The following is an 18,398-nucleotide window of genomic DNA, read 5'->3' on the forward strand; positions in this document are numbered from 1 at the left end:
ATGACTTTCCGATCCTTTGTTCTTTTGAGCGTTTCTATTCTGCTGGGACCTGCTGCTGCGAGCGCGCAGGATTATCTCTTTGCTACGGGCTCGCCGGCGTTCAGCACAAATCTTCCGATTGATCAGGGCATCGTCAACGTGAACAATGGGGAGATCCATCTAGAGATCCCACTCGCCGTCAAAACTCAACGTGGCGGAGCGTTGGCTTTGCAGGAAAAGCTGATTTACGACAGCCGCATCTGGAAGTTCGTCCAGAACGGGAGTTTTCAGTGGCAGCCTTCCAATGTGCCCAACAGTGTGGGAGGATGGACTTTCTCGTCCGGTTTAGCTTCCGGATCAATCACTTTTACTGGTGTCGGCGGGGCAGATCCTCATACTTCCGCATGTGCAGGAACGGATATTCCCCAGCTCTACAATGAGTTCATCGATTGGACTTGGCACGACGCCACCGGAACCTCACACGCGTTTCCTGCGGCCGAAACCATTCAGTACAATCCAAATGTTCCGGCAAACTGCGTTGGTCCTCAGCCCACAGGTGTACCTAACGCCAGTGGAATCGCCTCGGATGGCAGTGGCTACACGCTCCAACTTACGAACTTCACCACCCCGACAATTGTCGGTCCTGATGGAACGAGCTTCCATCCCACACTCGTTGCCAACAATTCTCCAACGCAATCCAATATTGTGGACCGGAACGGTAACTTTTGGACGGCGGACGGAACCGGAAACCTGATCGATACGAGCGGTACCACGCCGGTCGTCGTTTCTAGCAGCGGAAATCAGACGTTTTACGACGTCCTGGCAGTAGGTGGCGTTCGGCAGCGCTACACCGTTACGACTACCCCAGTCTTCTTCAATACCGCCTTTGGTGAAAGTGCTGTGAGCGAGATCTCTGGCAGCTTCAATGCTATTCAGAAAATTCAGCTTCCAGATGGGTCGCAGTATTCCTTTACCTATGACTCATCAACGGCGTCAGGTCACTATGGTGAGATGACCAGCATGACCCTGCCAACCGGAGGTGTCATCAATTACGGTTACACGAACTATAAGGATTCCTTCAATAATCAGAACGAATGGATTAGTACCATCCAGAAAGATGGTGGCACAACCACGTTTCGGCTGGCAGTGATTTCGCAATGCAGTACCAGCGCTGGGTGCCAGGAAAAAGTCACCGCAACTCATCCGGATGGCAATGACACGGTCTACACGTTCACGCTCGACAAGACCGGACTGGTGGCAGGATCATCCTGGGTCCAGAGCATCGCATCCTTTCAGGGACCCGCAGCTGGGGGAGCGCTCCTGCGAAGTACGAACACCAGCTTTACCTACAATACGTTCTCTGTGCCACGATTCATCAATGGGCAGAACACGGGTGGCGGCACCTTCCAGATACCTGCAACGCTGACCAACATCGTCACATTGGACACTGGGCAAGCTTCCCAGACAGTAAGCACTCTTAGGACCTCTCCTGGGCCATCTGAGGTCAAGGTATGGGACTTCGGTGCCAATTTTGCTGGCGCTCCCACCACGGATACTTCTTATACCTATGCCGGGTTTAACCTGCCACAATCTGTGATTGCCAGGGATGGAGCAGGCAATCAGATTTCAAGCACCACGTTTGGCTACGACGAAACTTCAGTGGCTACTACATCAGCTTTACCAAATCACACGTCCGCTTCAAATTTCAGAGGAAACCAAACCTCAAGTCACAACTGGATCAATACAACTGGTGGCACATACGATACGACGTTTACGTATGACGACGCAGGTACTGTGCTGTCGATGACAACTCCGAATGGAAAGACGTCATTCGGTCACGACGCCTCGGACACCTATGTTACTAATACCGTGCTTCCCACTCCATCCAGTGGCGTTGCCCTGCAAAACTCAGCAACTTACGACGCCAGTACGGGAGTGATCACCAGTTCTACTGATGAGAATGGTGTCCAAACGGTCTACCAGAGTTTTGATTCACTCAATCGTGCTATGGAAGTTGACGTTCGGGATGCTGCTGGCACTGCAGCTGGAAGACGAACTTTTAAATACACGCCCACGCAGACGAGTCAGTTCGTATTTCAAAACCCCACTACGTCTTCGGACACGGAAACACAGTTTGACGCTTACGGCCGCCCCAGCCGCGTAGCCACGTCCAACGGTCAGGCAAGCAATCCCTGGTATCAAAATGATGTCTGCTATAACGCAAACGGAGATGTCAATTTCCGCTCCTATAGGTACCAGGGAAACGGGTTTGGACCCGCCAAAGTTTGTTCAGGTGCAGGGGATGCCTTCCTTTACGATGGCCTTAGTCGGACAAGCAGCATTACGCATGCCGACCAGACAGCGGTTCGGTTTGCTTATCGCGGAAAGGCAACCCAGTCAACCGACGAGAGCGGTGTGAGTCGCATCACCCAAAGCGATGGTTTCGGAAGGGTAACCATCGCTTGTGAGCTGAGTTCGAACACTACTATGCCTAACTCTGGAGGCCCCGAAAGTTGTGGAACGGATCTATCCGGATCAGGTTTCGTGACTCGCTATTCCTACAACATGGCAAGTCACATGAATGCTGTTGCTCAGGGCGTACAAACTCGGATGTTCCAATTCGACACGCTGGGCCGCACAATCTCCGTATCGGAGCCGGAACGCGGTTTCACCGGCTATAGCTATGCCTACAACGCAACGGGGTTGGTGATGACGCGGCAGCGGCCGCAGGCGAATCAGACCAACCCCAATGTGCTGACCACGACGACCTATCAATACGACTCTTTAGGCCGCCTGACGCATAAGAGCTACAGTAATGGCGAAGGCCAGGTATTTTTTGTCTACGACATCTCCTCCGCTACTTTCACACCGCCAGGGGTGACCCCCCTTAGCAATACAAAGGGGAGACTCGCTGTTACGTGCAAGAACTCCCCTGCTCTAGGAGCTTGTGCCGGGATGGACGCACTCGGCTATGACGCCTCCGGCAACGTAATCCTGAAGTGGTCCTCCACTCCGAATTCCATCACAAGCGGATCTCCGGTTCGCAAACAAAACTTCAGCTATAACTGGGTAGGCGGCCTATTGTCCGCGGACGACGGAGCGGGAAAAACGACCTCTTATGGCTACACGGTTGCCAACGAGGTAAACTTTATGGGTAGTTCCCCAAGTGACGCCACCCATCCTGCAACGCTGATTACGAACGTCCAGAATGGCCCCAATGGACCGCTCTCATGGCAGTATGGAAATGGACTATCGCACGCCGTCCAGTACGATCTTCTCGGGCGTCAGGTCGGGTGGTTCGACTGCGCGGGTTCTTCTCAAATCAATTGCACAGGCGGCACTCTCAAAAATGGCTACTTCCACGCAGTCCAGGGACAACGTGTCACGGAAGCCTGTAGTGGACCATGTGCGAATTATGGCTATGACGATTTCAATCGCGTTAGTTCAAGGACGGAAACCGGTGGAACGCAGAACATGTACACCTATACCTATGATCGATACGGAAACCGCTGGCAGCAAAATGCTTTGACCGGGGGGCTCACTTCGTCCTTATCGTTCGATATCTCCACGAATCACATCACCACTCCGGGATATAGCTACGACGCGGCGGGTAATCTGACTTCCGACCCTTCCGGCACCTATAGCTATGACGCAGAAGGGAATCTCGTCGGGGCGTCTGGTTCTTCGGGCAATATCATTAATACCTATGATGCCTTCAACCGGCAGGTGAGGACCGATTTCACCACCTTTGGGAACTCCACGGAAAATGTCTTCACTCCCAATGGTCAGATCGCTTCTCTGTGGTTTGGCATGAGCAACAACAACAGCCCCATCATGGGGAAAGCTTATTGGGGATCCACTCCGATTGAGTCCTACATCGTCAGTAAGAACATGGCCTACTTCCAGTTTCGTGACGGACTGGGATCAGATGCGCTCATCGCAGACGCTCAGGGAAATGTACTTGGCCAACGCACCTACCTTCCCTATGGAGATGGCCTAACGGCGGTAAGCGGCGCCAGAGACAATAGCTTCGATGGCTTCACAGGTCTATGGGATGGGTCAACCGCCTCCACCAACCATGCCCTGTTCCGCGAGTACAACAACCTTCAGGGACGCTGGAACTCACCTGACCCCTATGACGGCAGCTATGATTTTACAAATCCTCAGAGCTTCAACCGTTACGCGTATGTCGGGAACAACCCGCTGGCCTTTACCGACCCTAGTGGACTAATAGTATGTCCTGGCGGCACTACAGCTGATATCTGTGGTGGAGTGACTGAGTGTCCCTCCTGTAGCGGGAGTGTCATTTCTGCCGCAAGTGGCATTTCCGCAGGCATTGATATTATTGGAATCGGCTTAGACGTTGCTAATTTTTTTGGGTTTTTCGGAAAGCCAGCCCCTCCTAAGTATGTTGGGCCTAGACCGAGTACGGCCCCAAATAACGGCATCAATAAGGAGAACGGCACATACACGTTGCATGTGAATGTATCCACGACGGCCCTCCCAGCGGCAGTGCCCTTCTGCACCACTTTCCCAACGGTCTGTGCCGGTGCAGCTACTGCGGTAACCGATATACTTGCTCCTTTCGCCGTCTTTGCTCCGCTAGTAATGCTTCAAGGAGATAACTCTCGTAAACCTGATGCGGCATCCTGCCGCCAGATTGTCCAAAATGCGAAAAACACCTGCACAAACAGATTTCCTTTTGCTGGCGCTGGGGGGAATCAATCAGGAGCATGGCGGGCATGTGTTCGCCAAATTGTTGAGCCGACGGGATGTGATTTCTAATGATAGAGAACGCGGAACTAGCTGCCGATGTGAGTCGGACTTTACAGACGACTTTCGAAGCACTCGGGGATTCCATCGTGAGCGTGAACGCAGGTTGCGGTGAAGCAGAAGCTTCGCTTTATAGAGAAAAGATAGGCGACATTTTTTACATAATTGTTTTTGGAATTTTGGAGCCCCTTTACGAAAAGCATCCACAACTCAAGCCGCAAGACTGGGATGCGAAAAAATCTTGAGGTCATCACTTGCTATGGTCGGAAAAGTTCCATAAGGATACCGCTCCGATCATTCAAAAATCGCCGGTATATCTGAACCGGTTCAGTGTCCTGATAAGCGATTTCGTGTATGCGACCCCCGTCAAACGATAGGATTTGCGCATCGGGAAACCCAAGCAACAGCGGAGAATGCGTGGAGATGATGAATTGGGCGTCCTGGAATGTTTGTAATGTGTCGTGGAGTAGCGCAAGAAGAGCAATCTGTCTGCTTGGGGAAAGTGCTGCTTCGGGTTCGTCTAAAAGGAAGAGACCATTTCGTCGACACTTCAGCTCAAAAAGTGTAAAGAACGCCTCTCCGTGTGACCGAATGTGCAAGCTCTTATCTCCGTAGAACGAAGCTATGGGCACTCCTGGATCGGCTGCCTGCTCTTCGTCGGACTGATCAATATGTGATGCCACATTGAAGAGGCTTTCGGCTCTAAGAAAGAATCCCGCCCCAGTGCGGCGGTCAAAGGATAAGCGAAGTGCTCGGACCAGAGGGTCTATTGCTTGGTTAGCCTCAGTGCTGCTGTTGAAGAAGTTACGGGTACCGCCCTCTCGGCCAAAGCCATAATGAACAGCGAGCGCTTCGATGAGAGTAGATTTTCCAGAACCGTTTTCTCCGATGAAAAAACAGATGCGTGAGTTCAGTTCAATCTCTTCGAGAGATCGGATGGAGGGCACGGAGATTGGATAGTTCTGCCAATCCTCAACACGGTCGCGCAGCAATGAAACTTTCTTCAGCACCCTACCAGTGTAAGCAACATGTCTTGAGTTGCAGCGCTTCCCGTCCCAGTGAATATCCGTAAAGCGCCATGCTTCGCATGGGGAGTAGGCATGACACGTCACCCCAGAATGGGAGCTGCGGAGGAACTTTAGGTTCCCAGGCGGGAACGTGTGTGGAATGAGTGGCCTACAGCCACAAGGCGCGAAAACGCTGGCGTTTACAGGTTGCTGTGCGTGAACGTGAATGGAATCAACCGGTTGCGGCGAATCGGCCTGTTCTCGGTTCGCGGTGTGGCAACGCGGCGGTTGCTGCGTGTGAACGTGTTGAAAACACAGCCCTTGAGCATCCGTGGCCGAATACCCTGCGCTCCGTCGTCCGTCAAGGCTCTGAGCTTCGCTCCGACCGCTGGCGCGGCACTGCGTGGCCCTGACCGACGCCTCCGCTGCGGGTGTTGCTGGTCATGAGGAGCATGTCTGCTCCTCCGTTCTCAAGAGAACCGGAGTGCGACTGGGGAGCCATCGAGCGGCATGGGCGGGGTCAGAGACGGCGCGGTGAGAGGGAGACACCATCCCTAAGCCTGTCGGCTTAGAGCGGCCAACAGCAGCGGCGAACTCGAATGCAAAAACGAACAGGGCCGGACGTTGTCCGGCCCTGTCTGAGCTTCGTTCGAGGTCACTTGCTGGGCTTCTTTTTGGCTGCACTCTGCCGCCGCTCCACTTCGCGGATCACGTCGTCAGCGGCGCGGTTCCGGCGGATGCGGTCGGCTTCGAGGAGCACGTCGTTCGGGTCTTGCAGGGTGGCGTCATAGGCCATGCTCAGCCTCTCCCAGGGGACGATCTCCTTCTCTTCGCGCTCGACCTGAACCTCCAGAAACTCGGAGTTCGACCAGCATCTCAACTCCTCTATCTTGGCGATGATGGCGTCGATGGGTTCTCGCCGGAACTTGAACTCGCGGAGCTTGCCGAGGTGCTCGATGGCGAACTCAAGCTCACGGTTGAGAGAGGCGATGGTGAAGTAGATGGTGGACTTCGGGAAGGGCTGTGGCTGGGTGCGGGGCGGGCGTGTAACGTGGGGAGTAGCCATGCGTTGCCTCCTTGGGGCGACGTGCGGTTAGGGGCGTATCGGTGTTCCATCACCGGTGCGTCCCGCTCTGGTTAAGGGTCTAAAAAACAGCGCAGCTAAGAGAAAAAACGGGGTCAGCGTCCAGTGGACCAGCGGCGTGCCTCCTGTTGCAGGATCATCGAATCGAGCACCTGTTGAACGACCTTCTTGCACTCCGGGTCGAACTTCGAGACGGCTTCGAACTGGAGCTTGAGGTCATCGTCGGGGCCGCGCTCGTTCTTGGCAAAAAGTAGCTCATCTGCGCTTACGCCGAGAGCTACAGCCAGGGAACGGATGACATCGAGGGTGGGTTGGGAGGTTCCGGCCTCGTAGCGGCGAATCTGGGCGACGTGGAGGCCGATCTTCTCGGCAAGCTGTGGCTGCGTGAGGCTACGCTCCTTGCGGAGCCGGCAGGTGAGGACCGATTTCACCACCTTTGGGAACTCCACGGAAAATGTCTTCACTCCCAATGGTCAGATCGCTTCTCTGTGGTTTGGCATGAGCAACAACAACAGCCCCATCATGGGGAAAGCTTATTGGGGATCCACTCCGATTGAGTCCTACATCGTCAGTAAGAACATGGCCTACTTCCAATTCCGCGATGGGGTGGGATCAACAATACCCAGGGCTTTGCGCGACGGCACTTGCTCTGACGAAGATTTTTGAAATGGGTGTGATGTTCTCAAGCGACAGGGGTGATATGAAAAAAGGGGACCCGAACCTTCTTTGTTTCAATCGATATGAAGCTGAAAAAAATAGGTGCTTTGTGAAGTACGACGGTGGAGGGAGATTCGGTATTAACAGGCCAAAGGGAGCTTGTTTAGATCGTGCGTTTTACCGCTATGAAGCATGCATAAATGGAACGCCTGACCCAGGTCCGCCGATGGCTAGTCTGGATGGTCCAGCAGCAAAAGATAAACAGTTTGTGGACATATTTGTTTCTCTGAAAACTATCGCCCTTGATCTTGGAGCAGATAAAAGGAGCGTGCAATGAGTGGCATTGAAAAGATTCTAGAAGATGTGTCGGCTGCAATGCATGATGGGCAATTTGGCAAAGCGGAGCAAACGTTGCAAGCATCTTTGCTGAATTGTAAAGAGGAAAGCGAAATAGATCTGCTCCTTCAGGGACTTATGCATCTGTTTTCGCATACACAAAATCTGAATATCGAAAAAGCCCAGGGATATATGGATATCCGAGAGCTCCGACAACCTATGGCTCACATCGCACTAAGTCAGGCATATTTCCAGCTTCACATTCGCTCCGATCTTCATGCGGCACGGGATTGGGCGGATAAAGCTATAGCTCGCTCTCAAACCGAAGAAGATTGGTGCACGCTGTATTCAGCGTGCGCAGTGTGCGGCCTTATTGCGGCGAATACTGATGACCGAAAGGCCGTTTTATTTGCTTTGAACGAAATTGAGAAGATCATCGGAAAAGATGAATATATTTCGTATGGAGATGCCGTAATTTTCTTGGAAGTGGCAGTCAAGTCTAGAGGCGAAGCTGGCACTAAAGCTAAACAGCTTGCAGGCCGCATCGCGTCGCTTATAGATGATGAAGACTTCCAAACTCGAGCTAAGGCTCTGACTCTTGTGGCCTGAAACTGCCGATGCGAGTTCGGGAGCTGCGGAGGCGGATCAACTAGCTTCCAAAATGGCGCAACCGTTGCATTGGGATCGGCAGCTACCATTTGCGCGATTGCTGAGCCTTGCGGGATCTTTGTGGATCTTCCCGCATTTGTTTTGGGAGCGGGTGTCATAGCAATAGCCTTCAAGTGAAGGCTGGCAATAATGAGCTTGCAGCATGTAACAAGGAATGGATTCAGGCACGGACCTATTGCGCTAATCTAATGGGCGAGCCGGGAAGGAAAGGGCCCGCGCGAAACGTTTGGGGTGGAGATTTCAATAGATGTGTCCGAGGACAGGTTTCACAAAAGTGCGGAGGAAACAGTGTCAATTGAGAGGTGCCAGTGACCCATGAATTAAAGAGCTCTATCGCAGTAGCGCAGGCAATGGCCAGTGCTGATAACACGGAGGGAGCTATGACTCTCACCGAAACACTGATGAAGCGATACCCTGAAGATATGGAAGTCTGGCTTCTTCGGAGCTACCTTCATGAGCTAAATGTAAACTACAGCGAGGCCAAGGGTGACCTTAGCCGCGCTATCGAACTTAACGGATTCGAACCTCACTTGTTTTACAGCCGTGGGAGGTGTTCATATCACTTAGGCGAACTAAAAGAGGCAATTCAGGACTTCAGTAAAGCACTCGAATTGTGTGACTTCTACAAGAATGACTATTACCGACAAGAGTTGCATTTCTGGCGTGCCGAGACACTTGTGAAGCTTGGGAGCAAGGATGAAGCTCTACGGGACTTGAGCCAAGTTGAGGCAGACTTTAGTTCTTGGAAGTTCTTGGACAGATCATCTTCAAACTAAACAAGAGCTGCTCGGAGCTTGCGAGTGATCTGTGGCGTTTACCGCATCATTTCTGGATCTTTCCGCCTGTCATTGTCGATAAATGCTCTTTAAGCGCTATGGTATTTCCGAAATGATAAAAATCATTAAGGTGCAGTCGTGAAGAAGGCAGAAGAATGCTTCATGTAGCGCTCAGTTTGTGGGACGTGGCCTTAGTGAATCGCCCGTTCTGAGTAGAGCTTGCGTACGAATACAGATGACAGCCCAGGGGTGTTTCAACTACTGATGATCGCAAATAAAGAACTCGCAAAAGAGTTGACTTGTTCTTCAGGGAGTTTTCCTCGCCCTGGATCAATCGGCGGTCCTTGTCAGGGAACAATCCGAAGCGGAGGCATATGCGACCGCCGTGGGGACCATTTTCATGTGCATCTATTAGTCCCAGATTCCACAGCTACGTCAGCGCTCATAGATTCAAGATGTCCCGGACACACAAGCTGCCCAACTCTTGGAGATCCGCGAGCCTGATTCTTACGGCGAACTTCCCTGGGCGAGGATGGCCGTATTTTGCGGCAAGGATGGATGCAAACCGGTTTCAGAGGGCTACACGTGCGCGTTGAGAAAGCCTCGCCGATGGTCTAAAAAATATGAAATGGTTACAGTGACGAAAAAGAAGGCCAGCCGGTGAGGGCTGGCCTTCTTGTAAGTGCTTGATTCTTTAGATTGGTGCGGAGGAGGGGACTTGAACCCCTATGCCTTGCGGCGCTAGCACCTCAAGCTAGTGCGTCTGCCAATTTCGCCACCTCCGCATATCTGCATCGCACACTGTGCTTTGCAGGGTGACATAAAACCTTCAATCCGTAGAGAAGTATAGCATTGCCAACGCCATCTTCCTTAGTCGCGATCCACAGCATCCTAGATGCGTTGCAATACCGCAGACCTCACCGCAGCCTCGACCTCGTCTAGATTCCCGTCGCCAATCGTGACCACTCGCGCTTTCTCGCGATACCCGATCGCGGTATAAACGGCGTGAATCCTTCCATAAAAACCGTCTCCCTCTGTCTCGAAGCGGTTCTCATCCGTGCCGACCGCAGCGATGTGCCTGTCGTTCCGGCGTCGCGCACGTTTCAGGGAAGCCTGCAGATCCGGAAGCAACAGGATCGTAAGAGCGGGCCAAAGGTCGCCGCAGACGGCATGGTGCATCTCCAGCACCTTTTCGGCGCCAAGACCGCGTCCGCCACCCTGGTAGGCCTCGGTGGAGTCCGTCCACCGGTCGCAGAGTACAATCTTGCCCGCTTCCAGGGCAGGAAGGATGACCTCAGCGATCGCCTGTGCCCGATCCGCGAACATCAGCGCCATTTCTGTCATGGGAGCGATTTTGCCTACTGCTGCCTCGGTCTTTGAATCCAGCACAACGGCACGAATCCGGTCGCCCAACGCCGTGCCTCCTGGCTGCCTCAAGCTCACCACCTCGCGCCCCCGTCCGATAAGGAAGGTTTCCAGCCTGCGAAGCTGCGTTGTCTTTCCGCTCCCGTCCAAGCCCTCAAAGCTAATAAAAAATCCCGCCATCCCGTTCAATCCTTAGGGCCGCACACTGGTTTTGAACTGCGCCACGCCTGCACTCTTGAACACCACCTCAAGCTGCCCTTGCTGGCCCTCCAGCATTTCGGGCCCTACCTGTGCGTGTTCCGCCCGCGCGGCATCCACCCAGCTCAGTTTCACCGGCCCACTTCCAAGGAGTTTGAAGCGATAGTGAAACGAAGCGCCGGGAAGCAACTGCTGCGTTCCAAAGCTCGCGCTCGGATACTCCACGGTAACGAGATGGAGCGTTTCGCCCGTCCGATTCTCCAGCGTCGCTTCAATGTACTTGGATCTGCACCCCACAGAACCAAGCGCGGCTACCAACATCAAACAAACGACCAATACTCTTCGCATGAGAAACAGCCTACCGCATCGTGGTCATGGAATAGTGTTTGCTTCCACTTACTGCCCGAAGATGCCCGGTTGCTCCAAAACTCTGGACGTCAAAACCACGCCGGTTCGCTGATCGTGAAGAGAGATCGGAAACGCCAGAACGCTCCAGGTCGATCCTCTCTCTGTTTCACGTGGAACGGCCATCAGACCGCGTCGCGTCCGGTCGATATAGGTCTCCCGCGTGGTCGCAACGGCATGCAGAACGTCGCGCCAGTCCCGCATCGCCGGAAACTCCTGGAAGAGATTGCGCCCGAAGAACCACTCCTTCGGCTGTTCTAGGTAATCCGCTGCCGCTTCGTTGACGTATTGCCAATTTGCATCGGCATCGACGATCTGCACCAGGACATCCGCCCCGATCGCCATGGCAATGCGCGAATAGAAGAACTCACGCGCATCGACCACCACAGGCTCGCCGCGCCGCTTTGCCTCCAGACCCCGCAAAGCGCTCAGAAGGTCCTCGACACTGCTGTACCCCTTCAGCAGGTGCATGTCCTCCACCCCACCAAAGCGCCGCTCCAGTGTCGCGGACAGAATAATGATTGGAACCTCTGGCCGTTTCTGCCGTAACTTTGCAGCTACCTCGGTCCCAAACTTCCCATGTCCCAAGTGATAGTCCAGAACGGCGACATCAATATTGTCCAGCTCCGCATTTGCCTCTTCGACGGTTCCGGCCATCACGCAGTCATATCCGTGCTGACGTAGGATCGCAGCCCGCAGGAAAACGTTCGCGGGATCATCATCCAGCAGTAACACTCGGACAACAGCCGGTTTCGGCGGTGCAGGCATCTCCATCAAATTTTCGTGTATTTCGTCAGCCATTGAGAGTTCAGATGCCGGGGACGGGAAGGCAGTCACCCTAAAAAGCTCATTCCCTGTAAATATCTGAAAAAAAGCGACTTAAAATTCTGAGGCAGACGGGCCAAATTGGACGACGCGGATCAGCCAGTAACAAAAAGACCAGGACTGATGGCAGTCCTGGTCTTGAAGAAGAAGATAGGTCTTTACTGAACGGCTGAGCCAATAAGGATGGGTAGGAATGCCGATGGAGGACCAACAGGGAGCAAATTGAAGTGCGTGGAATCGACGACATAACCCACGAACTGTACCTGTGTAGCCGATCCTCCATCCGGAGTGAAGTTGAACGTGAAAAGAAACCGGCCCGTCTGGTCCGGAGTTGTCAGGGTCGCTTGCAAGGCCACAGGCGGAATGACAAACGCTGTATCGTGGCCAGCATCACCAACGAAGAAACTGACGATTCCTTGCGCCAGGCCTTGGCTGATATCGACGGTCCCGCCTACCGCAACCGCATTCGGGGTTCCACTGGTCTCGAAAGTCTCACCGGTCAGACGAAAGTTAAAGCTGCCTTCCGGCCCCCCGGAAACTGTCTGCCTCACCAGCGATCCGCTGGCGCCAGCTTTACTATCGGATTCCAGCAGTGTCGCACTCTTCACCTTGCCTCCCTCTTGCGAGACAAAGAGTGTGAAGGTTTCAACATTGCTTGAAGTAATATTCAGTGTCACGGTGCCTGTACCATCTGCGTTCAGAGTGTACGAGCCTGTGACAGGAGTCTCGCCGGCCATGCCCGCACTATTTGAATCCAATACGCCAGAGGTGATATGGCCTCGTCCGTCAGCAACGATGCTTCCCACTGCCGTCGTCTCGCGAGATGGAGATGTCCCCCCGACAGAAGCTCCGCGCAGTGAGAGAGCATACTGCCCCTTCAACGCAGAGGCCTGGGATCCCGCTCCGGGCTTGGCGGAAGCAGCAAGGGCGACGACGCCTGGTTTAGCTTGTGGGAGATTAAAGGGAAGAGGTTTAGGGTTTTGAGCGGTTAATACCGGCGTTGCGGTAACAATCAATGCTGCAAGAGTCAGATATTTTGAAGAAGGTGTATGCATCTCGGAGTACTCCTCATAAGTATGTTGCTGCTGATAGGGGACTAAGTCGGCGCATTGGCTAATCCGCACGCCGGCCACGGTCGTACAACGTGCTCGTAGATCCACAATCCAGAATGAATTGGACTAGCAGAGGATCTGTTACAAGAAAAACAAATGATAAGAAGAATTATTCCCTGGGATAAATTGCTATAACTTCTTTCTCGGGATGCAACAGTCCGGAAAGTCCTTTTCTTTATGGCTTCCTAAAAAGTTTCCCATGAGTATGGGCTATAGATTTTATCGATATAAGTAAGTCAAATGATCATATGTTTGATAGAGATATCGATATCTACATGGACAGAATTTGTAAGTTTTGCGCAAGCCGATTTGGAAATCTAGCTGCCAGCAAATGAGCAAAAGATATAAGCGCAAAGAATACGTAAACTCACTTTTTTTCAACATTTGCGAATATTCAAAAATTTAATGCTGGCAACATAACCAAATTACTTCTTTAAATTTCCTGCGCTTTGTACTTCCGATAACTCGATGGGCGTCGCTTTCAGAAAGGTGACATGCTCGCGCCAAAGCATTCATTTCTGTGCCGCACTCCGCGTGAATTTGAGCGTGGACAGTCTCCGAGAGCGAAGTGCCCCGGAAGTGGCTCCGACACGTTAAAGATTTTTCCACATGAATTGAACTTTATGGACGGTCACGTCGTAGAGACCTGAGAAAGCCTTTGTCAGATTGTCGGAGGACATCTCATGCAGGACATCCGCGCCGCTTTGCGTCAGCTTCTAAAATCGCCCAGCTTCTCCATTACGGTCATCCTGACGATGGCCCTGGGAATCGGAGCCAATACCGCGATCTTCACGCTGGTGCACTCGGTCCTGCTGAAATCCTTGCCCGTAGCCGATCCGAAGACGCTTTACCGTGTCGGCGACCTGGACGATTGCTGCGTCAACGGTGGATTCATCAACGATAACGGTGACTTCGACCTCTTCTCCTACGACCTCTATAAACATCTTCAGGCGACGACGCCAGAGTTCCAAGAACTTGCGGCCATGCAGTCGGGCGGCAACAGCATGAATACGCGGTGGGGTACAGAACTCGCCAAGTCTGAACGCACACAGTACGTCTCCGGTAACTTCTTCAAGACATTCGGAATTGGACCGTTCGCGGGACGCGTCTTCACCAGCGACGACGACCACACGGGAGCGGCCCCTACAGCAGTCATGAGCTATCAGGCCTGGCAGTCGGACTATGGCAGCAATCCGAAGCTGATCGGAGCCACGCTCTATCTTCAGGGACAGCCGGTTACGCTCGTCGGCATCGCTCCGCCTGGATTTTTCGGAGACCGTATCCGAAGCAGCCCTCCCGCCCTTTGGATTCCGCTGTCTGTGGAACCGGCCATTGAAGGAAAGAACACCATCCTTCGTGTCGCCGAAAGCAACTGGCTCTATGTTCTGGGGCGAACCAAGCCTGGTTTGGCTGTCGCTCCATTGCAGGGAAAAATTTCCAACACCTTGCGGCAGTGGCTCGGAACGCAGCCCGGTTATCTGAGAAACGGCGGAGCAACGCTCATCCCCCGCCAGCATGTCGTGCTCGTTCCCGGTGGAGCGGGGATTCAGAACATGCAGCAGGAGCAGAGTAAGGGGCTTTATCTGCTCATGGCGATCTCAGGGCTTGTCCTTCTCGTCGCCTGCGCGAATGTGGCCAACCTTCTGCTGGCCCGCGGTATGACGCGCTCCGCAGAAACTTCTATCCGCATGGCACTCGGAGCAGCACGAAGCAGATTGATTCGACAGATGTTGACCGAGAGCGTCCTTCTGGGATGCATTGGCGGTCTGGCTGGACTCGCAGTCGCCTATGCAGGAACACGAATGATCCTCGCGCTGGCTTTTCCCGAGTCGCCAAGCCTACCGATTGCCGCTAGCCCTTCCATTCCCGTGCTGGCGTTTACTTTTTTGCTCTCGCTGATGACCGGTGTCGTCTTTGGCATCGTGCCAGCGTGGATTACCTCCCACTCCGATCCGGCCGAAGCCCTCCGAGGCGCGAATCGTTCCACACGCGATCGGGCATCGTTGCCACAGAAATCGCTCATCGTCTTCCAGGCCGCACTCTCGCTGGTACTTCTGGTGGGCGCAGGCCTGATGACCAAGAGCCTGCGCAACATGGAGCACCAGAACTTCGGCATCCAGACGGCGGATCGATACGTAGTTCATCTGTCTCCTGCGGGCGCGGGCTATACGCCCGAGAAGCTGAATCCCTTATATCTAGAGCTGGAGCGACAACTCGGAGCGCTCCCCGGTGTCCAGAGCGTAGGTCTGGCTCTTTACAGCACTCTGGAAGGGAACAACTGGGGGGAAGGTATCTTCGTGGATGGACGCCCTGCACCGGGGCCGAACGATCACAACGGATCCTCATGGGACCGAGTCAGCCCAAAGTTTTTTGACACCGTCGGTCAGCCAATCGTGCGCGGACGTGGATTTACGGACGGCGATACGGCCACATCGCAAAAGGTAGCCGTCGTCAATCAGGCTTTCGTAAAGAAGTTCTTCCCGAAGGAAGACCCCATTGGCCGACACTTCGGAGTCTTCGATCAGAAGTACTCCAAGAGCTTCGAGATCGTCGGTATCGTCGCGGATGCTAAGTACAGTAACCCGCGCAGCGAAGTGCGCACCATGTACTTTCGTCCCCTGACGCAGGAGTTGACGGGACTTACAGGCGCGAACGAGATCATGGCGGAAGGTCGGTCTCTCTACATCAACTCGGCCACGCTGCACTTTCAAAGCCCACCGCAAAATGTTGATGCGATGGTGCGCCGCGTCCTGGCCAATATCAACCCCAATCTCACTATCCAGGATCTTCATCCGCTGGATGCCCAGGTGGCCGATAACTTCACACAGGAACGGCTCATCGCCCGCTTGACCGCAGCCTTCGGCCTGCTGGCGTTAGTGCTGGCTTCCGTTGGCCTCTATGGCATTACGTCGTATCAGGTCGCACGCAGAACCAGCGAGATCGGCTTACGCATGGCGCTTGGCGCGAATCGTACGAACGTGGTGCAGATGGTTTTGCGTCAGGCTATCTTCCAGGCAGGTCTTGGGCTTGTCATCGGAGTTCCTATCGCAATCCTGGGAGCACGCGCTCTAGCCGATCAACTCTACCAGGTTCGCTCCTATGATCCCGCAAGCATGGGAATCGCAATCGTGGTCCTGATTGTCTCAGCAGCCGTCGCTGGATTCATTCCTGCGCGCCGTGCCGCAAAGATTGAACCCATGGTGGCATTACGTACCGAATAGTGAAAATTTATTCCCATTCCATCAAACGGTAGCAAGAAGATGACGGCGCGTTGACAACTGCGTGATAAGTCGTCCGTCTCCAACTCGTATGTTTAGCCAGTCGCGCACGTTCGGCAGAACTTACGAGGAGAGAGTCTTCCCAATGTTCTCGTTCAAGAACTTACCTATTCCTTAGACGAAGCGACTTTAGCTGGTAAAGGTAGTTGACTGCCCTGCGCCCGGGACTTCATCGTCCGGCCAGGAGTGGAAACTGCGCCTCAATTTCAGGAAAACAAATTTTTCACTGGGTCCATAGGAGGTTTGCGTGATTTCTATCTCGAAACTGTTCAGAGTGTGTTCCGGTCTGCTTCTTTGCCAGGTACTGATGTCGTGTAGTGGCAGCAGTTCCCCAGTCGTTGCGCCTCCCACTACTCCGACGCCGCCCTCTACTCCACTGACCGTCGCACCGGACGTCACGACTTACCACTTCGATCTTTCGCGAGATGGACTAAATGCGCAGGAAACTATTCTCACCCAGGCCAATGTAAACTCCGCCACCTTCGGTAAAATCGGCAACGATCCAGTCGACGGCAAAGTGGATGCAGAGCCTCTCTTTCTCGCTAACCTGACCGTCGGCGGACAGATGCGGAATGTGCTCTACGTCGCAACCGAGCACGGCAGCGTCTACGCCTTCGATTCCGACACGAACGCCCAGCTCTGGAAAAGCTCTGTGATCCCTACCGGCGAAACGACCAGTGACGACCGCGGTTGCTCGCAGATCACCACCGAAATCGGCATCACCTCGACTCCTACGATCGATCGCAAGTTGGGCACGAACGGCACGATCTTCATCGTCGGTATGAGCAAAGACGCAGCAGGGAAGTACCACCAACGGCTCCATGCGCTCGACATCACGACGGGTGCCGAAGTCACTGGCAGCCCATCCGAAATCGCAGCCACCTTCCCCGGAGTCGGTGATAACTCGCAGAACGGGAACGTGGTCTTCGATCCCTCTCAGTATGCGGAACGCTCCGCGCTCACGCTTCTCAATGGCAACGTCTACCTGGCCTTCACCTCCCATTGTGACATTGGCCTCTACACTGGTTGGCTTATGGCCTACAGCGAGACTACCCTCCAGCAGACCCAGGTTCTCAACCTCACACCGAATGGCAATCGTGGCTCTATCTGGATGAGCGGCAACGGAGCCGCTGTAGACAGTAATAACAATCTGTATCTGCTCGATGCCAACGGCACCTTTGACACAACCATGGACTCCAACGGTATGCCAAGCAAGGGTGACTTTGGCAACGCCATGCTCAAGATCACCGGCAGCGGTCAACTCGCCGTGACCGATTACTTTGAAACCTTCAACACCACGACCGAATCCACCAATGACGCCGACCTCGGATCGGGTGGCCCACTTCTTCTACCCGATATGACCGATGCAACCGGCAAGGTTCGTCATCTCATCGTCGGCGCAGGCAAGGACAAAAACATCTTCCTCGCCGACCGCGATAATCTCGGGAAGTACAACCCAGCCACAAGCCCCATGGACAGCAACATTTACCAGAAGATCACAGGTCAGCTTGCGGGTCTCAATTACACCACCCCCGCCTACTTCAACAACGTCCTCTACTTCGCCTCCGACGGAGACACCCTCAAGGCCTTTCCTCTAACGAACGCGCGGCTGGCGACCACACCTTCTAGCGTGTCGACCGCCACCTTCGCCCATCCCGGCTCTACACCCGCAGTCTCGGCTAACGGCACCCAGAACGGAATTGTCTGGGCTGTCCAGTCGGCACTGACCGCTCCGGGTGTTCTGCATGCCTACGATCCCACCAACCTTCAGCACGAGTTTTACAACAGCAATCAGGCCGCCAGTGGCCGAGATGCCTTTGGCAATGGAAACAAGTTCATCACTCCGCTCGTTGTAAATGGAAAGGTTTACATCGGTACGCAGAACAGCGTGGCGATCTTTGGCCTGCTCCCCCACTGATGGAATCGAAGAATCT

At 53.9% G+C, this 18,398-nt stretch carries 14 protein-coding genes and 1 tRNA gene; 7 read left to right on the forward strand and 8 right to left on the reverse strand.

The features are described 5' to 3' along the window. Entirely contained in the window at positions 1-4,764 is a 4,764-nt protein-coding gene (locus tag ACIPR4_RS09510) for an RHS repeat domain-containing protein (RefSeq protein WP_013568450.1), read from the forward strand. Beyond that, positions 4,764-4,997, forward strand: a complete 234-nt coding sequence (locus ACIPR4_RS09515; protein ID WP_013568451.1) for a hypothetical protein — start codon at positions 4,764-4,766, stop codon at positions 4,995-4,997. Before ACIPR4_RS09510 ends, ACIPR4_RS09515 begins: the two co-directional genes overlap by 1 nt. Positions 4,998-5,009: 12 nt before the next feature. On the opposite strand, the gene ACIPR4_RS09520 is transcribed toward ACIPR4_RS09515, so the two are convergent. The 3 genes from ACIPR4_RS09520 to ACIPR4_RS09530 all read right to left on the reverse strand — a co-directional run bounded on the left by ACIPR4_RS09520 (position 5,010) and on the right by ACIPR4_RS09530 (position 7,277). Next, a complete protein-coding gene (locus tag ACIPR4_RS09520) occupies positions 5,010-5,762 on the reverse strand; it encodes an AAA family ATPase (protein WP_013568452.1) in 753 nt (250 codons plus the stop codon). 652 nt (positions 5,763-6,414) lie between these two features. Beyond that, positions 6,415-6,825 carry a hypothetical protein gene (locus ACIPR4_RS09525; RefSeq protein ID WP_013568453.1) on the reverse strand — a complete coding sequence of 137 codons (411 nt, stop codon included), beginning with the start codon at positions 6,823-6,825 and terminating at the stop codon, positions 6,415-6,417. Between the two features lie 113 nt (positions 6,826-6,938). Continuing rightward, on the reverse strand, positions 6,939-7,277 hold the full coding sequence (locus tag ACIPR4_RS09530) for a helix-turn-helix domain-containing protein (RefSeq protein ID WP_013568454.1): 339 nt from the start codon (positions 7,275-7,277) through the stop codon (positions 6,939-6,941). 233 nt (positions 7,278-7,510) lie between these two features. Here ACIPR4_RS09530 and ACIPR4_RS09535 point away from each other — a divergent pair, with 233 nt between their 5' ends. The 3 genes from ACIPR4_RS09535 (at position 7,511) to ACIPR4_RS09545 (ending at position 9,281) form a co-directional block, all read left to right on the forward strand. After that, positions 7,511-7,837, forward strand: a complete 327-nt coding sequence (locus ACIPR4_RS09535; RefSeq protein WP_187290278.1) for a hypothetical protein — start codon at positions 7,511-7,513, stop codon at positions 7,835-7,837. Then, positions 7,834-8,445, forward strand: coding sequence for a hypothetical protein (locus tag ACIPR4_RS09540; RefSeq protein ID WP_013568455.1), 612 nt, complete (start codon positions 7,834-7,836; stop codon positions 8,443-8,445). The genes ACIPR4_RS09535 and ACIPR4_RS09540 overlap by 4 nt, the downstream gene beginning before the upstream one ends. Before the next feature lie 368 nt (positions 8,446-8,813). Next, entirely contained in the window at positions 8,814-9,281 is a 468-nt protein-coding gene (locus tag ACIPR4_RS09545; RefSeq protein ID WP_041586023.1) for a tetratricopeptide repeat protein, read from the forward strand. A 700-nt stretch (positions 9,282-9,981) separates the two neighbouring features. Here ACIPR4_RS09545 and ACIPR4_RS09550 read toward each other — a convergent pair. From ACIPR4_RS09550 to ACIPR4_RS09570, 5 genes are all read right to left on the reverse strand, one after another. Further along, positions 9,982-10,066: transfer RNA gene (locus ACIPR4_RS09550), tRNA-Leu, on the reverse strand. A 106-nt stretch (positions 10,067-10,172) separates the two neighbouring features. Beyond that, the gene (tmk, locus tag ACIPR4_RS09555) at positions 10,173-10,826 is read right to left on the reverse strand and encodes a dTMP kinase (protein ID WP_013568456.1); all 654 of its coding nucleotides are present in this window, start codon (positions 10,824-10,826) and stop codon (positions 10,173-10,175) included. Positions 10,827-10,838: 12 nt separating this feature from the next. Continuing rightward, positions 10,839-11,192: a hypothetical protein gene (locus ACIPR4_RS09560; protein WP_013568457.1), complete on the reverse strand. Its 354-nt coding sequence runs from the start codon at positions 11,190-11,192 to the stop codon at positions 10,839-10,841. 48 nt (positions 11,193-11,240) lie between these two features. After that, the gene (locus ACIPR4_RS09565; RefSeq protein ID WP_041586024.1) at positions 11,241-12,050 is read right to left on the reverse strand and encodes a response regulator; all 810 of its coding nucleotides are present in this window, start codon (positions 12,048-12,050) and stop codon (positions 11,241-11,243) included. 182 nt (positions 12,051-12,232) lie between these two features. Continuing rightward, a complete protein-coding gene (locus tag ACIPR4_RS09570; protein ID WP_013568459.1) occupies positions 12,233-13,129 on the reverse strand; it encodes a hypothetical protein in 897 nt (298 codons plus the stop codon). A 740-nt stretch (positions 13,130-13,869) separates the two neighbouring features. On the opposite strand from ACIPR4_RS09570, the gene ACIPR4_RS09575 reads away from it, so the two are divergent. Next, positions 13,870-16,407, forward strand: a complete 2,538-nt coding sequence (locus ACIPR4_RS09575) for an ABC transporter permease (protein ID WP_013568460.1) — start codon at positions 13,870-13,872, stop codon at positions 16,405-16,407. A gap of 304 nt (positions 16,408-16,711) precedes the next feature. Beyond that, positions 16,712-18,382 carry a PQQ-binding-like beta-propeller repeat protein gene (locus ACIPR4_RS09580; RefSeq protein WP_013568461.1) on the forward strand — a complete coding sequence of 557 codons (1,671 nt, stop codon included), beginning with the start codon at positions 16,712-16,714 and terminating at the stop codon, positions 18,380-18,382. Positions 18,383-18,398 lie beyond the last annotated feature (16 nt).

The organism is Terriglobus saanensis SP1PR4, from assembly GCF_000179915.2.
GTDB lineage: Bacteria > Acidobacteriota > Terriglobia > Terriglobales > Acidobacteriaceae > Terriglobus > Terriglobus saanensis.

Coding starts and splice junctions, on each gene's coding strand:
- ACIPR4_RS09510 (WP_013568450.1), top strand. CDS start 1: ATGACTTTCCGATCCTTTGTTCTTTTGAGCGTTTCTATTCTGCTGGGA.
- ACIPR4_RS09515 (WP_013568451.1), top strand. CDS start 4,764: ATGATAGAGAACGCGGAACTAGCTGCCGATGTGAGTCGGACTTTACAG.
- ACIPR4_RS09525 (WP_013568453.1), bottom strand. CDS start 6,825: ATGGCTACTCCCCACGTTACACGCCCGCCCCGCACCCAGCCACAGCCC.
- ACIPR4_RS09535 (WP_187290278.1), top strand. CDS start 7,511: ATGGGTGTGATGTTCTCAAGCGACAGGGGTGATATGAAAAAAGGGGAC.
- ACIPR4_RS09540 (WP_013568455.1), top strand. CDS start 7,834: ATGAGTGGCATTGAAAAGATTCTAGAAGATGTGTCGGCTGCAATGCAT.
- tmk (WP_013568456.1), bottom strand. CDS start 10,826: ATGGCGGGATTTTTTATTAGCTTTGAGGGCTTGGACGGGAGCGGAAAG.
- ACIPR4_RS09560 (WP_013568457.1), bottom strand. CDS start 11,192: ATGCGAAGAGTATTGGTCGTTTGTTTGATGTTGGTAGCCGCGCTTGGT.
- ACIPR4_RS09565 (WP_041586024.1), bottom strand. CDS start 12,050: ATGGCTGACGAAATACACGAAAATTTGATGGAGATGCCTGCACCGCCG.
- ACIPR4_RS09570 (WP_013568459.1), bottom strand. CDS start 13,129: ATGCATACACCTTCTTCAAAATATCTGACTCTTGCAGCATTGATTGTT.
- ACIPR4_RS09575 (WP_013568460.1), top strand. CDS start 13,870: ATGCAGGACATCCGCGCCGCTTTGCGTCAGCTTCTAAAATCGCCCAGC.